This is a genomic window from Tenacibaculum sp. 1_MG-2023, from assembly GCF_030547425.1.
GTDB lineage: Bacteria > Bacteroidota > Bacteroidia > Flavobacteriales > Flavobacteriaceae > Polaribacter.
In genome coordinates this window covers 1-20,949 of the sequence record NZ_JAUORH010000030.1, presented here as the reverse complement: position 1 = coordinate 20,949, position 20,949 = coordinate 1, and the positions used below count along the sequence as shown (strand labels likewise).

The 20,949-nt window shown below is 32.4% G+C and carries 16 protein-coding genes; 1 reads left to right on the top strand and 15 read right to left on the bottom strand.

Annotation, left to right across the window (positions count from 1 at the left end):
• Nucleotides 1–347: 347 nt before the first annotated feature.
• The 3 genes from Q4517_RS14630 to Q4517_RS14620 all read right to left on the bottom strand — a co-directional run bounded on the left by Q4517_RS14630 (nt 348) and on the right by Q4517_RS14620 (nt 3,078).
• A complete protein-coding gene (locus Q4517_RS14630; protein ID WP_303510934.1) occupies nt 348–890 on the bottom strand; it encodes a hypothetical protein in 543 nt (180 codons plus the stop codon).
• A gap of 65 nt (nt 891–955) precedes the next feature.
• Entirely contained in the window at nt 956–1,516 is a 561-nt protein-coding gene (locus tag Q4517_RS14625) for a hypothetical protein (protein WP_303510932.1), read from the bottom strand.
• Nucleotides 1,517–1,557: 41 nt separating this feature from the next.
• Nucleotides 1,558–3,078, bottom strand: a complete 1,521-nt coding sequence (locus Q4517_RS14620) for a helicase HerA-like domain-containing protein (protein WP_303510930.1) — start codon at nt 3,076–3,078, stop codon at nt 1,558–1,560.
• A gap of 84 nt (nt 3,079–3,162) precedes the next feature.
• On the opposite strand from Q4517_RS14620, the gene Q4517_RS14615 reads away from it, so the two are divergent.
• Nucleotides 3,163–3,795 carry a 7-carboxy-7-deazaguanine synthase QueE gene (locus Q4517_RS14615; protein ID WP_303510928.1) on the top strand — a complete coding sequence of 211 codons (633 nt, stop codon included), beginning with the start codon at nt 3,163–3,165 and terminating at the stop codon, nt 3,793–3,795.
• A gap of 52 nt (nt 3,796–3,847) precedes the next feature.
• Here Q4517_RS14615 and Q4517_RS14610 read toward each other — a convergent pair whose 3' ends face one another.
• From Q4517_RS14610 to Q4517_RS14555, 12 genes are all read right to left on the bottom strand, one after another.
• A complete protein-coding gene (locus Q4517_RS14610; protein WP_303510926.1) occupies nt 3,848–4,720 on the bottom strand; it encodes a cation diffusion facilitator family transporter in 873 nt (290 codons plus the stop codon).
• Nucleotides 4,721–4,874: 154 nt separating this feature from the next.
• Nucleotides 4,875–6,326 carry a TolC family protein gene (locus Q4517_RS14605; RefSeq protein WP_303510925.1) on the bottom strand — a complete coding sequence of 484 codons (1,452 nt, stop codon included), beginning with the start codon at nt 6,324–6,326 and terminating at the stop codon, nt 4,875–4,877.
• Complete coding sequence (locus tag Q4517_RS14600; RefSeq protein WP_303510923.1) at nt 6,316–9,564, bottom strand: efflux RND transporter permease subunit; 3,249 nt, start codon at nt 9,562–9,564, stop codon at nt 6,316–6,318. Before Q4517_RS14600 ends, Q4517_RS14605 begins: the two co-directional genes overlap by 11 nt.
• A gap of 24 nt (nt 9,565–9,588) precedes the next feature.
• Nucleotides 9,589–10,671, bottom strand: a complete 1,083-nt coding sequence (locus tag Q4517_RS14595) for an efflux RND transporter periplasmic adaptor subunit (RefSeq protein ID WP_303510921.1) — start codon at nt 10,669–10,671, stop codon at nt 9,589–9,591.
• Nucleotides 10,672–10,813: 142 nt separating this feature from the next.
• A complete protein-coding gene (locus tag Q4517_RS14590; RefSeq protein WP_303510920.1) occupies nt 10,814–11,233 on the bottom strand; it encodes a hypothetical protein in 420 nt (139 codons plus the stop codon).
• Between the two features lie 123 nt (nt 11,234–11,356).
• On the bottom strand, nt 11,357–12,310 hold the full coding sequence (locus tag Q4517_RS14585) for an acetyl-CoA carboxylase carboxyltransferase subunit alpha (RefSeq protein WP_303510919.1): 954 nt from the start codon (nt 12,308–12,310) through the stop codon (nt 11,357–11,359).
• 106 nt (nt 12,311–12,416) lie between these two features.
• Complete coding sequence (locus tag Q4517_RS14580) at nt 12,417–13,316, bottom strand: DMT family transporter (RefSeq protein ID WP_303510917.1); 900 nt, start codon at nt 13,314–13,316, stop codon at nt 12,417–12,419.
• Nucleotides 13,303–14,388, bottom strand: coding sequence for an LptF/LptG family permease (locus Q4517_RS14575; RefSeq protein WP_303510915.1), 1,086 nt, complete (start codon nt 14,386–14,388; stop codon nt 13,303–13,305). The genes Q4517_RS14580 and Q4517_RS14575 overlap by 14 nt, the downstream gene beginning before the upstream one ends.
• Before the next feature lies 1 nt (nt 14,389).
• Nucleotides 14,390–15,520, bottom strand: coding sequence for a tRNA guanosine(34) transglycosylase Tgt (tgt, locus tag Q4517_RS14570; protein WP_303510913.1), 1,131 nt, complete (start codon nt 15,518–15,520; stop codon nt 14,390–14,392).
• A gap of 70 nt (nt 15,521–15,590) precedes the next feature.
• Entirely contained in the window at nt 15,591–16,421 is an 831-nt protein-coding gene (gene rluF / locus Q4517_RS14565; protein WP_303510911.1) for a 23S rRNA pseudouridine(2604) synthase RluF, read from the bottom strand.
• Nucleotides 16,422–16,487: 66 nt separating this feature from the next.
• Nucleotides 16,488–17,435, bottom strand: a complete 948-nt coding sequence (locus Q4517_RS14560) for a type IX secretion system membrane protein PorP/SprF (RefSeq protein ID WP_303510909.1) — start codon at nt 17,433–17,435, stop codon at nt 16,488–16,490.
• 7 nt (nt 17,436–17,442) lie between these two features.
• The coding region (locus tag Q4517_RS14555) for a T9SS type B sorting domain-containing protein (protein WP_303510907.1) at nt 17,443–20,949 on the bottom strand (3,507 nt) is incomplete at its 5' end.

Here is a 20,949-nt window from a genome sequence, read left to right as displayed (position 1 = left end):
TCGCCCTTTTCTACTTGAGAAACTACAGCTAATTTAAAGCCTAAGTTGTAATCACATTGTGTGCGCTTATTCTTGGACACATTGTTTTTCATAAAATAAGTCTAAATTGTGTAAACTTATTTCAGGACGAGACAAATAAACAAAAAAAAGCACCCAAAAACGGATGCTCAATCTTTTCCATGTACAGTTACTAGCCCCCCAGCTGTATACTGTACACTTCGGTTAGTGATTATTAATCACTAACTTAATAAAATTATTTTATTATCAAACTACAATTATTATAAATAGAAATCCTTCACTTAAAAACGTAATTATTAGAAAAAAAAGACTTTATTATGATGTCTCTTTTATTTATCCTTTTCAGCTTTCCAAATTGATGTAAGGCTCCTTTTAGCACTTTTAAACTTATCTGGCATGTTTTTAAAAGGAGTAACAACAAAAGTAAAGTTATCATCTGCATTAAATCTCCAATAATTTCCTTTTAACGCTCCATCTTCTGTTTCAACATTCCAATCAGGGATGTTTATTAAAGAGAACTCTTTTGTTTCTTGGTTAAAATCTAGTGCAAAATCTTTTAGTTCTTTTTCCGAAGGGTAATTCAATATAATTTTTGCGTTCAAATTACCGTTATCTGTAACATAAAAAGTACATGATTTTGATGGATAGGTTTCTATTTCTTTCCTCCAGTTTCTTGCTATTATTTTTTTTAATTCTGAGCTAATCTGTAAACTATCTCCTTCTTTTACTATTAGTGCAAATATATTTTCTTGAACAATGGTTACTGTTTGCTCTTTTGGGTTTACTATAACGGTTGTTTTCTCCGCTCCTATTCTGCTGTTTTCTCCAAAAAAAACTCCCAATACAAAAAATACTATTTTTATTACTTCCATATTTTAAAATTACGTAGCTATTATTAATTAAAAAGCCGAAACAGATGTTTCGGCTTTGAATATTTTTAGTTAAACCAAATGGTAAACGATTTAATCTTTGCTAAATCAGGAATTTGTTCAACGGTTACTTTTTGAGTACTAAATTCTTTTAAACCCAAATCTTCATTATCAATCGTTATTGTTGCATTTAAGTCGTCAATAAATAACGTTGCTGATGAAAATGATGATTCAACTTTATTAACTTTAGTATTTGCGTTAATTTCTTGAAAAGTAGATTTTATATTGATTCCTGACTTTGTTTTAAAACGATCGTCAAAAATCTCAATACTTTTAATAGTTGATATAGAATCTAATTGTTCTTTTGGAGTAATGGTTAACAAATGTTTACCTCCTTTTTCATATACCAAGTACTTATCATCTTCTTGAAAAAGATTATTTCCTTTAGCTCCTTCACTTAATACTTTAACTACTGAGTCTTGCTTAAATACGTTTTCAATTTCGTTAACAGTTGTTTTAGTAGTTAACTTTCCTACTTTTCCTTTAGCAATATCAAATTTGCTATTACCACATTGAATAAATAATACTGATATTACTGCGATAACTAAAGGTTTCATTAATGTTCTCATTGGTCTTCTTTTATGTTTAAAACGTCTATTTCTTCTATTTGTTATTTTAGTACTTTTTTCAAAATCCCAAAAGCTGCTCTAATAAAAGTAGCACTCGTTAATACTTTTACTACTGGGTTCATACGAGTACTTTTACTACCTGTTGAAGATCTTCTTCTTGTTCTTTTATCTTCCTCTTTACGAGCTTCTTTGGTTTTCTCTTCATTTATTTTTTCAATCTTCTCATTCAACATTTCGTATGCACTCTCTCTGTCTATGGTATCGTTGTATTTCGGAATTAATCTCGAATTGTCTAAAACTTGCTTAATTTCCTTTTCTGTTAATACATCCATTCTACTCATTGGTGCACGTAACATTGTTCGCGCTAACGGAGTTGGAATTCCTTTTTCATTTAAAACAGAAATCAATGCCTCTCCTATCCCTAATTGTGTTAATACTTCTTTAGTATCATAATATTCAGAATCTAGATAATTTTCGGCTGCTAATTTAATTGCTTTTCTATCTTTTGCAGTAAATGCACGTAAAGCATGTTGAATTTTCATTCCTAACTGAGCCAATACATCTTCTGGAACATCTTTTGGATTTTGTGTAACGAAATACAATCCTATTCCTTTTGAACGGATTAACTTTACGATACTTTCAATCTGACTTAACAACGCTTTTGAAGCTTCGTCAAATACTAAATGAGCTTCATCTATAAAAATTATCAATTCTGGTCTACCGCTATCTCCTTGCTCTGGGAAAGTTTCATATACCTCAGCTAGTAACTGTAGCATAAAGGTTGAAAACAGTTTTGGTCTATCTTGAATATCTGTTAAACGTAATACAGAAATAACTCCACGTCCGTTTTCATCTATTCGAGTTAAATCGTCAACATCAAACGATTTTTCTCCGAAGAATAAATCACCTCCTTGCTGCTCTATTTCTATAATTTTTCTGAGTATTGCTCCTGTACTTGCGGTAGAGATTCGCCCATACTCTTTTTTAATTTCTTCCTTTCCTTCATTGGTAATATATTGAAGAATTTTCTTGAAATCTTTTAGGTCTAATAATGGTAATTGATTGTCATCACAATATTTAAAAATAATCGCTACAATACCTGATTGTGTTTCAGTCAAATCTAAAATACGCGATAATAAAACAGGTCCAAATTCAGAAACTGTAGCACGTAAACGAACTCCGTTTTGTTCTGATATTGATAAAATTTCTATGGGGAATTTTGTAGGCGTAAATGGTATTCCGATTTTTTCGTGACGTTCATCAATCTTAGCATGCCCTGTGCTTGGTTGCGCCAACCCACTTAAGTCTCCTTTTACATCCATCAACAACACAGGAATTCCTTTTTCTGACATGTTTTCTGCCAGCACTTGTAAGGTTTTTGTTTTACCTGTTCCTGTTGCTCCAGCTATTAATCCGTGACGGTTTAATGTTTTTAAAGGAATATTTACATGGGCATTTGTTACCGTTTCTTCTCCTAACATTCCTGCTCCTAGCGTAATAAACTCTCCTTTTGTTGCATAGCCTTCTTTGATGTAATTGAAAAACGCTTCGGTTTTACTCATTATTTTTGACTTTTTGTGATAAAAACACGTAAAAGTAACAAAAATCATTCATTAATTTTTAATGTTGCCTATCTTTGCACCCTTATGTTGAAAAAAGAAGTACAAGAGTTAATTAACACAGGAGAAATGCTTCCGCTAATGGAAGAGTTTTACACGATTCAGGGAGAAGGAGCACACACTGGTACTGCTGCTTATTTTATTCGTATTGGTGGTTGCGATGTAGGTTGCCATTGGTGTGATGTAAAAGAAAGTTGGGATGCTAATTTACATCCACCTACAAAAACGGATATCATTATTGAAAACGCAAAGAAATATGCCGAAACTGTAGTTATTACAGGTGGAGAGCCTTTAATGTGGAGTTTAGATTATATTACAGAGCAACTTCAAGAAAAAGGTATTAAAACACATATTGAAACTTCTGGAGCGTATGATTTTTCAGGGGTTTGGGACTGGTTTTGTTTGTCTCCTAAAAAAAACAAATTACCTTTAGAACGTGCTTACCAAGAAGCAGACGAATTGAAAATGATTATTCATAATAAAAATGATTTTCAGTTTGCAGAAGAACAAGCTGCTAAAGTTGGTAAAAAATGTACGTTATTTTTACAACCTGAATGGAGTAAAAAGGAAAAAATGACTCCACAAATTGTTGATTATGTAATGGAACATCCACAATGGAAAATTTCCTTACAAACACACAAGTATTTAAATATACCATAAACAAAAAGCAACCTTACTTCGACTACGCTCAGTAACCTAAAGGTTGCTTTTTTTAGTATTCATTAGGCTCTATATGAATTAAAACATGCTCCAAATCTGGGAGTTTTTCTCTTAAATAATCTTTTAATTTATGAGCAATGTCGTGTCCTTCTTTTACTGTAATGGTACTATCAACAATGGCATGTAAATCTACATGATATTTCATTCCTGCTTTACGCACAAAACATTTTTCTGTTCCTAAAACACCTGCTACTTCCATAGATTTTCCTCTTATTTCTTCTATCAAATCATCATATACATGTTCATCCATTATCTCTCCCAGCGCTGGTCTAAAAATTAAATAGCTATTGTATAAAATAAAAAATGAGGCTAATAAAGCTGCCCAATCATCAGCTGTTTCATAACCTTCTTTAAAAATAAGAGCTATGGAAATACCTATAAATGCCATTACAGAGGTAATTGCATCACTTCGATGATGCCACGCATCTGCTTTTAAGGAAGAACTATTAATTTCTTTACTTTTTCTTATAACCACTTGAAAAGATATTTCTTTCCAAATAATAATTGCTCCTAAAACGAGTAACGTCCATGGTTTAGGAGTTTTGTGTGGTGTTTGAATATTCTGTATACTTTCATAGGCTATAACTGTAGCTGAAGTTACCAAAAAGGCTACTACTACAAAGGTGATTAAAGGTTCTATTTTTCCATGTCCGTACGGATGGTTTTTATCTGCGGGTCTTTTCGCATATTTTAATCCTAACAACACTAAAATAGAAGAAAAAATATCGGTAGTAGATTCAATTGCATCTGCTATTAATGCGTATGAGTTTCCAAAAATACCTGCTAATCCTTTAATAATTGCTAAACTAGTATTACTTAGAATACTAAAGTAGGTGGTTTTTATAGCTAACTCTTCTTTACTCATTGAATTATGATATTACAATCTCTTTTTATGAGGTATTACGAAGGTACTTGAAAAGTATTGAATAAAAAAGACTCGCCAGTTAGCGAGTCTTTTGGATAGTTAATAAAAACTACCACTTTAACAACAATTAATAGTTAATAACGAATGAAAAAAATTAGTTCCAGCCTCCTCCTAAGGCTTTATATACTTTTACGTTTGTTAATAATTGATCTCTTTTAGTTTCTATAATTTCTATTTTAGACTCTAATGCTTCTCTTTGTGTTAACAACACTTCTGTATATTCTGCTCTTGCCGATTTAAACAAACGAATTGAAAGGTCTATAGATTCGTTTAATGCTTCTACTTGTTGCTTTTTTAAATCATAACTGTTTTTCAAGTTATCAATTTTTGAAAGCTCGTTCGCTACTTCTAAATACGCATTTAAAATAGCTCTTTCGTATTCGTAAACAGCTTGTAATTGTTTATTGTTGGCTGTTTTATAAACTGCTTTTATAGCATTTCTATTGATTAAAGGCCCTACGATATCTCCTGCTAAAGAATACACTAACGATTCTGGTGTTGATGTTAAAAACTTAGGTTTAAATGCTTGTAATCCTACTCCTGCTTTTATACCGATTGATGGATAAAAATTAGCTCGTGCAATTTTAGTATTTAATTTGGCTGCTGCTAATTCGTATTCAGCTCTCCTTAAATCGGGTCTGTTTTGTAACAGTTGTGAAGGGATTCCTGCTTTAATTCCTTCTATGGACTTATCAATAAAATTATCTGAATTTCTTTCTATAGGCTGCGGATACCTTCCTACTAAAAAATTAATTTTATTTTCAGTCTCTACTACCTCTTGTTTAATCTCATACAAATGACTCTGATTTTTAAGCACACTTGCTTCAAACCTACGTACTGCTAATTCGGTAGTTCTTGCAGCTTGTTTTTGAAGCTTCACCATTTGCAATGCATTTTTTTGAATTTCTAAGTTTTGTGAAACCATTGACAACTCATTATCTAACGCTAACAACTCATAATATGAATTTGCAATTTCTGAAACTAAATTAGTTACCATGAAGTTTTTTCCTTCAACTGAAGCAAAGTATTCTAGTACTGCTGCTTTCTTCTCATTTCGTAACTTCTTCCAAACATCTAACTCCCATGAAGCAGAAAGTCCTATTGAAAAATCAGTTAATGGCTCTGGAAATTTTTCATTTTCGTGAATATTTAAATTTTCTTCAACGGTTCCATTTCTAGTATACTTCCCTACCTTTTCTACTTCTGCCCCGGCATACATATTTACAAATGGTAAATACTCTCCTTTTTTTGCTTTGATGTTATTTTTTGAAATAGCTACTTGTTGTAACATTATGTTCAATTCTTGATTGTTTGATAAAGCTGTATCTATCAGAGAAATTAAATGTGAGTCTGAAAAAAAGTCACGCCATTTAATAGTCGCTGTATTTAATGAATCTGCAGGTTGATTCTTAAAATTCTCTGGTACCGCCTTATTTTCTTCTCTTACTACTTGATTTGATACACAAGAGCACAAAACTAAGAGGGTAAGCACACTTAAAAAGTGTGCTTTTTTTATTACAAATAAACTTCTTTGTTTAGTTTTCATTGTTTTCTCTTTTAATTATTTTCTTTATAAGTTTTTTAAGTTCTGCTATTTTAGCTTTTGTTTTACTTCCTTCAACTTCATTTATTCTTATAAATTCTTCAGAAACTGGTTCGCTTGATTCGTCTTTAATTAAACTTCTTCCATCACTCATTTTAGCAAATATGTAATAGAGACCTGGTATAATTAAAACTCCGAAAATTGTACCTATTAACATTCCTCCTAAAGCCGATCCACCAATAGTTCTATTACCAATAGCTCCTGCTCCGTGTGCTATAACTAACGGTATTAACCCTGCTATAAATGCAAATGAAGTCATTAAAATTGGTCTGAACCGTTCTTTAGCACCTTCAATAGCTGCTTCAAAAATTGTAGCTCCTTGACTTCGTTTTAATACGGCAAATTCTACAATTAATACCGCATTTTTACCTAATAAACCGACCAGCATAATAATACCTATTTGTGCATATACATCATTTGCTAAGCCCATTAATTTTAATAGTGTAAATGAACCATACACTCCCACTGGAAGCGATAAAATTACAGCTAATGGTAGTATAAAACTTTCGTACTGCGCTGCTAGTACAAAGTATACAAAGGCTAAAACAATAATGAATATATATACTGATTCATTACCTCTTCTTGCTTCATCATAGGTAAGTCCTTCCCAAGCAATATCATACCCTCTAGGGAGCTCTTTCGCTGCTACTTCTTTAATCGCATTAATAGCATCTCCACTTGTGTATCCTCGTGCTGGTAACCCTCTAATAGCCGCTGAATTATATAAATTGTACCGTGTTATCTCATTAGGTCCTAGTTTTTTCTCTAAACTCATAAAAGCTGAATAAGGCACCATTTCTCCCTCTTCATTTTTAACATATAGCTTTTCTAAATCTGAAGGGATTCTTCTGTATTCTGGCGCTGCTTGTGTATATACTTTAAAGAATCTACCAAAACGAATAAAACCTTGTTCATAGGTACTACCTATTAAAATGTTTAGGTTTTCCATGGCTTTACCAATGGTTACTCCTTTTTGCATCGCTTTTTTATTGTCGATTTTTAATTCGTACTGCGGATAGTTTGCAGAATAAAAAGTAAATAACCCAGTAAGCTCTTTTCGTTTTGATAACGACTCCATGAACTTGTTATTAATACGTTCAAACTCGTGATAGTCTGTTGAGTTTGTTTTATCTAATAAACGCATTGAGAATCCTCCTGAAGATCCAAAACCTGGTACTGCTGGTGGTTCAAAATATTCTATAACCGCTCCTAAGTCTTTGGTTTCTTCTTCTAGTTCTTCCATGATTTCGTGAACTGAATGATGACGTTCTGACCATGGTTTTAGGTTAATCAAACAGGTACCTGCGTTTGACCCTCTACCTTCGGTCATAATTTCATATCCTGCTAAAGATGAAACCGACTCTACTCCCTCAGTTTCTTCACAAATTTGTTGTAGTTTTCTTGCTACTTCATTTGTGCGTTCTAAAGTAGCACCTGGTGGTGTTTGAATAATTGCATAAATCATTCCTTGGTCTTCACTAGGAATAAAACCTGCAGGCAACGTTTTATTGGTGATAAATATTCCTGCACAGAAAGCTAGTAATACTCCAAAGGTTAACATTCTTCTTGCTACGATTCTGTTTAACACTTTTACATATCTTCCTGTAAGCTTTTCAAATCCTTTGTTAAACCAATCAATAAACTTATCTACTATTGATTTTTTTCTTTCTTTTCCATGGTTGTTCTTTAACATCATTGCACACAATACTGGTGTTAATGTTAATGCTACCACTGCTGAAATAATGATAGAACCCGCCATTGTTATAGAGAACTGTCTGTAGAAAACTCCTACGGGACCTGTCATAAAAGAAATTGGTACAAATACAGAAACCATAACCAGCGTAATTGCTAAAATAGCTCCCCCTATTTCTCCTAATGCTGCCTTAGATGCTTGGTAAGGTGTAAGGTGTTCTTTCTCCATTTTTAAATGAACAGCTTCTACAACCACAATAGCATCATCTACTACAATACCTATCGCTAATACTAATGCAAATAAGGTGATTAAGTTTATTGAAAGCCCGAAAAGTTGCATGACAAAGAATGCTCCAATTAAAGAAACTGGCACTGCTATAATTGGAATTAAGGTTGATCGTAAGTCTCCTAAAAATAGAAATACCACAATTGCTACTAAAATAAAAGCATCTCTAAGTGTATGTATTACTTGTTCTATTGAGGCATCTAAAAAGTTAGAAACATCATAACTAATTTTAAAATCAATACCAGGTGGTAAATCTTCTTTTAATTCTTTTAGCTTTTCTTTTACCGATGCTATTACATCACTACCGTTACTTCCAAAGGTTTGTTTTAAAACAATAGATGCTGACGGATGTCCATCTAAATTTGAGTAAATATCAAAGAATTCACTCCCTAACTTCACTTCGGCAACATCTTTAAGCTTTAAAATTTCTCCTTCTTCATTTGCTCGAATAATAATGTCTTTGTACTGATTTGGTTCGTTATACCTGTTTTGATAGGTAAGTACGTATTCTAGTGATTGTGATTTGATTCCTGAACTTCTTCCCAGTCTTCCAGGTCTTGCCAAAATACTTTGGTCTTCCATTGCTTCTAAAATTTCTTCCGCAGAAATATTATAGGCTCTCATTCGGTCGGGTTTTAACCAAACTCTCATCGCGTATTTTCTACTTCCTAAAATTTTAGCACTGGCAATACCATTAATACGTTGAATTTCTGGTATCATTTTGGTGTATGCATAATTGTATAGAAACTTTTCATCATTATGTTTCTCTTTACTAAAAAGGTTCACATACATTAACATACTTGGTTGTACTGGAGTAATAATTACCCCTTCTCGCTGTACTAACTCAGGTAATAAGGGCATTACTTGATCTACCCTTGTTTTTACCCTTACTACTGCTTGATTGGGATCTGTACCGGGTTCAAAAATTACACGTAAAGTTCCTTCTCCTGCACTTGTGGCATCAGAAGCGATATAACGCATTCCTTGTACTCCATTGATAGCTGTTTCTAAAGGAATTAATGTTGAGTTTACCAATACATCTGCACTTGAACCTGGATAAGCTATAAATATGTTTACCGTGGTTGGTGCAATTTGTGGAAACTGTGATATTGGGAGTTGTTTTATTGATAACAACCCCGTGAAAACAACTATTATCGAAATAACAATTGCTAGTACTGGTCTTTTTATAAATTGACTAAACATGTTTTGTTGAATTTTAGTTTTTGATTACTCTGCATATAAGTCTAAACTAGACATTACAGCATTTGGCTCTTTAAACTCAACATGTATCTTTTGTTGGTCTTTTACCATACGGATTCCTTCTAACAATATTTTATCGTTTTCTGTAAGTCCTTTTTCTACTATAAATAAGTGTGGTAATTCTGCTTCTACAGTAATTTCTCGCTGTTTTACTGTATTGTTTTTATCTACTACAAAAACATATTTTTTATCTAATACTTCAAAAGTGGCTTTTTGTGGAATTATTAAGGCTCCTTCGTATGGAACTTCCATTAAAATACTTCCTGTTTCTCCGTGTCTTAAAATTCCATTTGGATTTGGGAAAGTTGCTCTAAAGGCAATATTTCCTGTTTCATTGTTAAACTCTCCTTCAATCGTTTCTACTATTCCATTTTGATTGAATGGTTTGTTATTTGCCATTAAAAGTGTTACTTCTTTTTTCTTGTCTTTATCTTGACTCATTATGTAATCTAGATATTCTGTTTCTGGCACATTAAAATATACCCACATTTTACTGTTGTCTGATAGTGTTGTTAGGAGCTCTCCTTCATCTAACAAACTTCCTTTTCTAACATGTAAGTGATCCATTATACCGTTAAATGGTGCCTTAATGCTTGTAAAACCTAGGTGTGTTTGTGCTAGCATTACTTCAGCTTTTGCTTTTTCGTAGTTTGCTTTTGCTAAGGCTAATTCGTTTTTAGAAACTACATTTCCTTCCGCTAATAACTGTGTATTTTTATATTCTATTTCAGCTGCTTTTGCTTCAGCTTTTGCTTTTTGTAAGTCTGCTTTGTAAACATTTGGTGAAATTTGAAACATACGTTGCCCTTTTTTCACATGCTGTCCTTCATCAACAAATACTTTTTTTAGATATCCTTTTTCTAATGCCCTTACTTCTATGTGCTGAATAGCATGTATTTGACTTACATAATCTTTGGTTATTGACGTGTCTTTTTTAATGGGATTGGTTACAAGGAATTTGGTTTCTGGGTGTTTAGATTCCTTTTTTGATTCGCAGCTAATATGAATTAATAGCGCAAATAGGCTCATGAAAATAAAGCTTTTTTTCATTTTTGAATGTATTTGTAAAGTTAGAGTGAGTGTGTAGCCATTGAAAACCAATGGTTATTCTAAAAATTTAATTAAATTCTTATGTGTAAGTATATAAAGTAAACTAAATGATGAATTTAGACTTACTTTAAAAGGAAAGGTATCAAATTATAAAAATTTGAAATTTTACATGTAGTTTTAAAATTGAGCTAAAAGTGTACTCTTTAAAGCGTTGTGTTTTTTCTTTTACTACACAAAACTGACTCTCAAAAAACTGCGCATGTAAAATAGCTGATAAGTAACTTTCGAATTTTGACAAACTTTCATCTACTTCATTTTCATCTTGAGTTTTGTCCTCAATTTCGCTGATTTCAAAATAATTCTCTCTTTCAGAATCTTGATGCTGTTTATCAAAAGCTAAGTTAATGGTGTTTTGAGTAACAATTTGGGTCTCTACACAGGCTGAATTTAAAACAGGCACTGATATACTCTTATTAAAATTGTTATGATCTGCATATGATGTAGACCATCCTTTTAATAAGAATATTAATAGAAAAAAATATTTGTTAAATGTATTACTCATTTCGGTCGGCAAAATTATATATATAAATTCATTTAACAAACAAATAATATTGTAAAATATTTATAAAACAAAAAACTCGCCAATTGGCGAGTTTTAATATTGTTATTTCTAAGGACTTTCAAACTATTCTTTATACACTCCCATATTGGCATATTTTTCCATACGCTGAGTTATTAAGTCATTATCTTGTATATCTTTAAGTTCTTTGTAAGCCTTTATAATTTGTTCTTGTACTGCTTTAAAAGCTCCTTCACGATCAGAGTGTGCTCCTCCTAATGGTTCTTGAATGATATCGTCTACTATTTTTAGTTTCATACCATCTTCAGCAGTTAATTTTAATGCTTCTGCTGCCTTTTCTTTTTCTGACCAACTACGCCATAAAATTGAAGAACAGTTTTCTGGTGAAATAACTGAGTACCAAGAGTTTTCTAACATATATACTCTATCTCCTACTCCTATTCCTAAAGCTCCTCCCGAAGCTCCTTCTCCTATAATTATTGTAATAATTGGAGTTTTTAAACGAGTCATTTCAAAGATATTACGAGCAATTGCTTCTCCTTGTCCACGCTCTTCAGCTTCTAATCCTGGGTAAGCACCTGGAGTATCTACAAAAGTTACTACTGGAATTCCAAATTTTTCAGCCATGCGCATCAAACGTAATGCTTTACGGTATCCTTCTGGATTAGCCATACCAAAATTACGGTACTGACGTGTTTTGGTGTTGTATCCTTTTTGTTGACCTATAAACATAAATGATTGATCTCCAATTTTACCTAATCCACCAATCATTGCTTTGTCGTCTTTTACACTACGGTCACCATGTAATTCCATGAATGTATCCCCACAAAGCGCTTTTATATAATCTAAAGTATAAGGACGATTAGGATGACGAGATAACTGTACTCGTTGCCATGCAGTTAAATTCTTATATATATCTTTTTTTGCTTTCTCTAATTTTTTTTCAATTTTCTTACATGTAGCTGTTACATCTACATCGCTTTCTTTTCCTATATCAAAACATTTTGCCAACTGATCTTCTAATTCCTTTATTGGCATTTCAAAATCTAAATATTCCATTGTATTCTTGTATATAGTTTGATTTTCTAATTTTATAGTTAGTTGTTTGTAAAGGCAAACATACTAAAAAATTGTACAGTTTACCTCCATCGCTTTTCTTAAAATACTATTTTTTTATGATTTTCTTTTTTATTGAAGAAGCATTTTTAAGTACTCCGTTTAGTACTACTACTATTAAGACGATACATGCTCCATAATAAAACTCTGGATTCATTTGTTCTTTCTCTCCAAATATTAATAATGCTAAAACAATAGCATATATAGGCTCTAAATTAATCGTAAGCATTACTGTATAAGGTGTTAGATACTTCATTACCTTCACAGATGCAATAAATGCATAGGCTGTACAAACACTACTTAAAATTAATAAATATACCCAATCAGTTACTTGTAATTGGAAAAACGCTAATGAAAACTTCTGTGTAAACAATAAATATATAGTTACTCCTAATACTCCAAATAATAGTTGGTAAAACGAAATAGTATTGGCTTCATGTTTTTTTATAAACACTCCATTTAATACTGAAAACAAGGCTGATAAAAAGGCTGATATTAGCGCATAAATAATTCCAAGCGTATACTGACTTTCAAAATTGAAAATAATGTATAAACCTACGATTACTAGCAAGCCTAAAACTATTTCAATTAGTTTTATTCTTCTTTTAAAGAAAAAAGGTTCTATGAATGAAGCGAAAAAAGCTCCTGTGCTCATCATTACCAAAGCTACTGAAACATTTGATACTTTTATTGCTTTGAAAAAAGTTATCCAATGTACTGCTATAATTACCCCTGAAACGGCAAACTTAATTAATGCTTTCTTTTCTACTTTAAATGACTTCTTTCTTATTATAAAATATAAAGCAATAAAACCTACTGCTAATAACATTCTATACCAAACTAAAGGAACTGCATCTATCGATATTAATGCTCCTAGTATTGCTGTAAACCCCCAAATAAAAACGATTAAGTGTAAGAGTAAGTAATTCTTTAATTTATCTCCTTGCATTGAAATATAAATAAATAGCGTATAAACCAAATACTATATTAGGTATCCAAACATTTAACAGGGCATTTGCTCCTGCTACGGCTCCTAATACTTCTGCTACTTTTAAAAAGAAAACATAAATAAACATAACGCTAATACCTATGGCTAAATTAACTCCTATACCTCCTCTACTTTTCCTATGTGCTAGCCCCACAGCTATTAATGTTAGTATGTAGCTGGCAATTGGTAAACTTGTTCTTTTGTATAGTTCTACTAAATAAGCGTTTAAGTTTTTTATTCCTCTTTTTCTAGACACTTCAATAAACTTAACCAACTCTGGAGAGTTCATTTCTTGTGCCATAATATTCTTGTAATTAAAATCTTCTGGTGTAAATGTAAATGTGGTATCTAAGCTTCTTCCTGAAAAGATACTATCTCTTTCTTTAAAAATTTTTCGTTCTTTCCAGTTATATAGTTTAAATGTACTATCCTTTTCCTTCCAATTAATATTATCAGCAGTAAGTTTTCTTTTTAACTTAATACCCTCATATAAGTCAATTGAGAAGTTATACCCTGAATTTCTTTTTAAATCAAAGTTTTGGATATATACATAAGTACTATCATTTAATTGTAAACTAAACTCGCGAATGGAAGTATCTGCATACTTTTTTTTCTTTAAATACTTTTTTTCAAAAGCTTTCCTTGTTTTACTACTTGAAGGTACAAAAAAGTGATTCATTGAGAGTGCAATTGCACAAACTATAGTTGCTCCTATAAAATATGGATATAAAAATCGTGTAAATGATACTTGAGAACTATTAATTGCTACAATTTCTGTATTACTTGCTAGCTTAGAAGTAAATAGTATAACTGCTATAAATAATGCTAATGGCATAAATGTATTAGCATAATAAATAATAAAGTTTTTATAGTAATCGTTAACTATTTCAAACAGTGTTAAGTTTTCTTCTCGTAAAAACTTATCAACCTTTTCTGCAATATCAATAGCTACTGCTATAGGTATTAAAACAAGTAATGTAAACAAGAAAGTTGTTAAGTAACGTTTTAATATGTACCAATCTAGTATTTTCAAATTACAAACGTTTATCCATTTGTTTTACCATCTTATCTTTCCATTCTGCAAAATCTCCTGCTATAATGTGTTTACGTGCTTCTCGAGTCAACCATAAATAAAATCCTAAATTATGAATAGAAGCTATTTGTTTTCCTAACATTTCTCTTGAAGCAAAAAGGTGACGTAAGTATGCTTTAGAGTACATGGTGTCTACCCAAGTAATTCCCATTTCATCAATTGGAGAGAAATCTTTTTCCCATTTTTTATTCTTGATGTTAATGCTTCCGTGTGCTGTAAATAACATTCCGTTACGTGCGTTACGTGTAGGCATTACACAATCGAACATATCAACTCCTAATGCTATATTTTCTAGAATGTTAATTGGTGTACCAACTCCCATTAAATAGCGTGGCTTATCTTCAGGTAATATTGCTGTAACTACTTCAGTCATTGCATACATTTCTTCTGCAGGTTCTCCTACTGATAGTCCTCCAATAGCATTTCCTTCTGCTCCTGAATTTGCTATATATTCTGCTGATTGTTTACGTAAATCTTTGTATGTACTTCCTTGTACAATTGGAAATAAAGACTGACTGTATCCGTATTTTGGAGGTGTCTTTTCAAAGTGTTTTATACAACGATCTAACCAGCGATGTGTCATATGCATAGATCGCTTTGCATAGTTATAATCACAAGGGTACGGTGTACATTCGTCAAAAGCCATAATTATATCTGCCCCGATGGTACGTTGTGTTTCCATTACATTTTCTGGTGTAAAAAAATGCGTAGATCCATCTATATGACTTTTAAATTTAACTCCTTCTTCATTAATTTTTCTTCTCCCTGATAAAGAATACACTTGGTATCCTCCACTATCAGTTAAAATATTACGGTCCCAATTCATGAACTTATGTAAACCTCCTGCAGCTTCTAAAGTTTCTAATTTTGGACGTAAGTATAAATGATATGTATTTCCTAAAATAATATCAGGGTTGATTTCATCTTTTAATTCTGATTGATGTACTCCTTTAACTGTAGCTACTGTACCTACAGGCATAAATATTGGAGTTTCTATGATTCCGTGATCAGTAGTAATAACACCTGCTCGTGCTTTACTTTTTGGATCTGTTATTTTTAAGTCAAATTGCATAAGTGGCAAAGATACACATGTAAGTTGAATGTTTAAAAGTAGATAGTTAAAAGTTTCTTATTACTGATTTTTAACTTTTTCTTCTTCTTCCAAACTTAGTTTTGAAATCTACTTTCTTCTTGGGTTTAGTTTTTTGAGGAGAAGTAGTTTTAGTCTTTTTTTCTGCTTCTTCGTATGTTTTTGACGAACCTGCTACAAGACGATTAATTTCATCCATTTCTTTAGATGATAATTCTCGCCACTCTCCTACTTTTAAACTTCCTAAAGTTACGTTCATAATACGTGTGCGCTTTAATTTTTTTACTTCGTAACCCAAGTATTCACACATGCGTCTTATTTGACGGTTTAAGCCTTGTACTAAGGTTATTTTAAATGTAGTATCATTTACACGTTCTACCTTGCATTTTTTTGTTACAGTTCCTAAAATTGGAATTCCATTACTCATTCTTTTTATAAAGCGTTCATCGAATGGTTTGTTAACCGAAACAATGTATTCTTTTTCGTGGTTATTCCCTGCTCGTAATATTTTGTTTACAATATCACCATCATTGGTTAAAAAAATTAATCCTTCTGAAGGTTTATCTAATCGACCAATAGGAAACAATCGTTGCGGATGCCCTACAAACTTTACTATATTTTTCCGCTCTTTACTATCTGTAGTACAAACAATACCTACTGGTTTGTTTAACGCTATATAAATAGTTTTAGGTTTTTCTTTTAATGGTTTTCCATCAATTTTTACCACATCTCCTTCATGAACTCTGTTTCCTAACTGGGTAGGGTTTCCATTTATGGTAACTCTTCCTTCCGTAATAAAGCGTTCTGCTTCACGACGTGAACAAATACCTGTACTACTGATATATTTATTTAGATTTATTGATGTATCGTTATTTTTTTCCATTAATACAAAGAAAAATAAAATCCTCAAGCTAACACTTGAGGATTTGATAATTTGTGTGTTTTTATATTAAAACATAATCATTTTTTGTGTACAACGTGCTAAACTTGGTCTTCTTTCATAATCAAACCCAAGTGTAATCATGTGTGTTCCGTAATTATAATCTTGCGTTTTATTCATATTGATACTAAAACCATACGACATATACAGGTTGTTTTTCTTTAAACCAAGTAATGGAGCAATAGCATTTGGTTGAAAAAACTGGTCGTTTAAGAACGTGTAACTTAAACCAGCCCAAACATACCCATCTCTTATTCCTCTTCTAGCTTTAATATTCATATCCGTTCTAGAACGTTTGTCTGCTTCTCTATACTCCACTAACATTGATGGCTCTAGTTCAAAGTTTCTGCTTAATTTCGTAAAAGTGTAAGATGTAAAAAGTATATATTTTCTTAATACTTCTGGTTCACCCGTTTGAAAATCTTCAATTTCTTTATTTAAGATATTCATAATGTTTGCACTAATACTAAATCGCTCGTAACGATATAACAAACCAACATCAAAGTTTGAATTGTTTAAAGTTCTGTTTGATACTGTTTGTCCTGAGTTATTTTCTGATGTATCAATACCAAATTGCGTAAAGCTATAACTTAAAGCAAACGATAGAAAACTATCATGAAAGTCACTTAATGTTAAGTGACTTGCAAATGACAATTTTGCTCCTTTTTGAGTGGTATACCCATTTTTATCATTAAATAACGTGATTCCACCACCAAAAGTATCTGCAATACGTGCTTCAACTGTTAATGATTGTGTATCAGGTGCGTCTTTAACTCCAATCCACTGGCTTACTCCATTTAACCTAACTTGTAACCCCGTTCCTATACCTGCATAAGTTGGTGAAATTAAAAATGGGTTGTCAGCCAAATGACTTACATATTGAGGTAATTCTACTTCTTGTGCAGTAAGTTTTACACTACTAAATACCACACTTAAAATTATTAATATTTTTCTCATTTCTTTTTTATCTATATAGTGTAAAGTGTCCCATTATTTTCTTCTCTTGACCTGACAACTCTTTAAAGTAAATAGTATACCAATAATCTCCTGATGGTAATGGGGTACCTTCATAAGTACCATCCCATCCTTGTACAGAACCTTTAAAGTCGGCAATGTTACGTGCATATCTATCGTAAATAAATACTTTAATATCATGGTATTCTTCTACTTCACGAGGGTACCAATAATCATTTGTTCCGTCTCCATCTGGAGTAAATAAATTTGGAACGAAAATAGTAATATACTCTCCTCTTATAGTTATTGTTACCTCACAACCTCTAGCATCTCTTACCGTAATAGTGTAATCTTTTGTTTGTAAGATTAAGAACTCGTTATCTGGTCCAAAGTCACCTCCATCTACACTATACTCATAAGGTGGTAATCCAAAATCTGCATTAGCTATTAAGGTATTCTTAACCGAATCATCAATATCTAAAGTTAACGCTTGAATATCTTCAATATTGATCGGACTACTAGTAGAACTTTCAGAACATGAAGTTATTGTATGTGTTGCTGTAACATAATACCCTGTTCCTGCTGGTACATCAATAAATTCTCCTGTATTATTTGTTACCACAGGGTTTCCTATTCCGTCATATAATGTGTAAGACATATTAGCTCTATATGCTTCATCAACTATTGCTTTGATAATATTTCCTACCTCACAGGTATATGCAAAATCAACTGTTAATTGTAAATCTACCGATTCAGCTGTAGTTACTCTAATTGGGTCTGCAACATTACAACCTGCTTCATCTCTTACTGTAATATAATAAGACGTACCTGCTTGAATATTTTCAGCAGCTCCTAATACAATTGTATTCGTCGTATACTGAGTAGGTTGTTCTATATTATTAATACTTACATAATATGGTTGTGTTCCTCCTTGTACATCTAACTCTATTGTTGGAGTTGCATCGTTAATACAAGTTTGTTCTGTAACTCCTACCAATGTTGCTGTGAACTCTTGTGGTTGACCAATAACTACATCAATAGTATCAATACATCCAACCTTATCTTTAACAGTAATAGTGTATGTACCTGCTGTTAAGTTTCTGAATACATTATCGGTAACAAATTTATTAGTTGGGTCTGTACTAATATTGTATTCATATCCTGTTAAGTTTCCTCCAGAAGCTAATACTGTAATAGTACCATCGTTTCCTCCAAAACAACTTACATCAGTATGATTTTCAGCAACTACTAAAGGTTGTGGTTCTTCAATAGTATGTGGTGCAGTGTCTTCTGTACATACTTCTCCAAATCTGTTGGTACTTCTTACTCTAATTTTATATGTACCAACATCTAAACCTCCAAAACTATTCGATGTTTGCCATGTTCCATCAACTGGATTATCACTACCGTCTAACAATTGGTATTCGTAATTACCAAAACCACCTGTTACAGTTGCTGATAACACTCCATTAGCATCTCCATTACAGGTAACAAATCCTGAATCGACTACTAAAGTTGGCACTAAAGGCTCGTATGCATTAACTGTTACTACAACTGTGTCTTCACAATTATTATCATCACGCACATAGAATGTTTGAGAACCTGAACTTACGTTTGTAAACGTATTATTAGGACCAAAATTCACTCCATCACTACTATATTCATAAACGCCTGTGCCTCCTATTGCACTCACTTCTACGGTTGCATTAGCATTGTTACAAGTTATATCTGCAGTGATATTTGCCGAAGCTTCTACTTCTGATGGATCAACTATGTTTACAGTTTCTGTATACTCACAGCTATATTTATTATCTCTAACAGTTACTGTGTAATTTGTACCCGCTGGTAAATTGCTAAATGTATTTGATAGCTGTTCTACTTGCGTTGTTCCGTCAGGATAGGTTAAAATATAACTATAACTTACAGTTGCATCTTGTGTTTGACCTCCTGTTACATTAGTTACCTCAATAGTTGCTGTTCTTTCTCCTTCACATAAGTTTGGAATAAAAGTTACATCTGCCGCCATAGTTGTGGTCGGTTCTAGAGTAAATGTAAACGTTTCTTCACAACCTGTAACATCTCTAACTGTTGCTGTATAATCACCTGCTGTTAATCCAGTAATTCTTCTATTACTATCAAAATTTTGAATTGGTGTAGCTGGTGTTAAATCATTTACTAATTGATACTCATACGGTGCCCAACCTCCTTGAGCTTCTAACAAGATTTCTCCAGAATCAGTAACATTACAATTAATATACGTTGGTGTACCAGTTAATGCTAATGCATTTGCTGGTTCTTCAATTATAAAGTTTTCTGTTCTTGGTGAACAAAATGGTGTATTCGTCATGTTTACAACCACATAATATTCTCCTGCTACTAAATTAGTAGTAATTGTTTCTGGAATACCTCCTGTACCATTTCCTAATGTAACAGCAGTTGGGTTACCTACTTCAAATACTTCGTAAGTATAAACATCTGTATATGGTGTAGCTGCACTAAAATCTATTGTTGCACTTCCTGTACCACCAAAACAAGCTCTTTGAACATTACTTACTAATACATCAAAGGTAGGTTCTGGTTTTACTGTGTGATATGCTTCTAAAGTACATCCTGTTGCTGCATTGTATATCTCAATTGTATAATTATCAACTGGCACGTTATTAAATACTGCTGCATCTGCATCTGATACCACATTTAATGTTTGTGTAAAAGGGGTAGCTCCTGTTCCTGTTATTGTATATTGAATGTTTGGTAATGCAGGTACTACTTTTACAGTGATATTCTCTCCTGTATTACAGTCTGTATCTTTGATTACATTGATAGCTGCTCCTGTCATTGGAGTAAATGGAGCTATCGTTACTACTCTAGACACAAAACAATCTGTATTTTCATCATATACTTTTACTGTATAAGTACCTCCTGCTAAATCAGTTGATATGTACGTAAAATTACTATCGTCTTGCAATACATTACCTGCTGCATCTTCAAATACAACTCGTACATATTTCCCTGTACCTCCTGTAATCGCTCCTTTATCTACTACTATTTTTGCAGTATTAACAGTATTACCTGTAGTACAAGCAAACTGCGTTACTGTAATAGCGTTTGAGATATCTATTACTGGATTTTCTGTTACTGTAACTGGTTCATTTGTTATACATCCATTTACTCCCGTAGCTGTAACTATATAGTCATCTGCTGGTAAGTTCGTAAATACAGTATCACTTCCTGTTAAAGTAGCGTTATATGTTCCTGATACATTATTAATCTCATACGTTAATGGTAAAATACCATTATCTACTGGTGAAACTGTAACTTCTCCTGTTAATGTTCCGAAACAAATATCTGTTACTGTAGCTACTGCCGTGAAATTAGGAGTTTCAGCATCTTTAATTTCAATAGTTTTAACTACTGAACATTCTGGTGTTGCTCCTGCATCGTAAACTGTTACGGTATATGTTCCTGCTACCGTAGGATTTAGCGTTAATGTTGTACCTGCTAAATTCGTTCTTCCTAC

Coding starts and splice junctions, on each gene's coding strand:
- Q4517_RS14615 (WP_303510928.1), top strand. CDS start 3,163: ATGTTGAAAAAAGAAGTACAAGAGTTAATTAACACAGGAGAAATGCTT.
- Q4517_RS14585 (WP_303510919.1), bottom strand. CDS start 12,310: ATGGAATATTTAGATTTTGAAATGCCAATAAAGGAATTAGAAGATCAG.
- Q4517_RS14560 (WP_303510909.1), bottom strand. CDS start 17,435: ATGAGAAAAATATTAATAATTTTAAGTGTGGTATTTAGTAGTGTAAAA.
- tgt (WP_303510913.1), bottom strand. CDS start 15,520: ATGCAATTTGACTTAAAAATAACAGATCCAAAAAGTAAAGCACGAGCA.
- Q4517_RS14625 (WP_303510932.1), bottom strand. CDS start 1,516: ATGAGAACATTAATGAAACCTTTAGTTATCGCAGTAATATCAGTATTA.
- rluF (WP_303510911.1), bottom strand. CDS start 16,421: ATGGAAAAAAATAACGATACATCAATAAATCTAAATAAATATATCAGT.
- Q4517_RS14610 (WP_303510926.1), bottom strand. CDS start 4,720: ATGAGTAAAGAAGAGTTAGCTATAAAAACCACCTACTTTAGTATTCTA.
- Q4517_RS14595 (WP_303510921.1), bottom strand. CDS start 10,671: ATGAAAAAAAGCTTTATTTTCATGAGCCTATTTGCGCTATTAATTCAT.
- Q4517_RS14590 (WP_303510920.1), bottom strand. CDS start 11,233: ATGAGTAATACATTTAACAAATATTTTTTTCTATTAATATTCTTATTA.
- Q4517_RS14600 (WP_303510923.1), bottom strand. CDS start 9,564: ATGTTTAGTCAATTTATAAAAAGACCAGTACTAGCAATTGTTATTTCG.
- Q4517_RS14605 (WP_303510925.1), bottom strand. CDS start 6,326: ATGAAAACTAAACAAAGAAGTTTATTTGTAATAAAAAAAGCACACTTT.
- Q4517_RS14580 (WP_303510917.1), bottom strand. CDS start 13,316: ATGCAAGGAGATAAATTAAAGAATTACTTACTCTTACACTTAATCGTT.
- Q4517_RS14630 (WP_303510934.1), bottom strand. CDS start 890: ATGGAAGTAATAAAAATAGTATTTTTTGTATTGGGAGTTTTTTTTGGA.
- Q4517_RS14620 (WP_303510930.1), bottom strand. CDS start 3,078: ATGAGTAAAACCGAAGCGTTTTTCAATTACATCAAAGAAGGCTATGCA.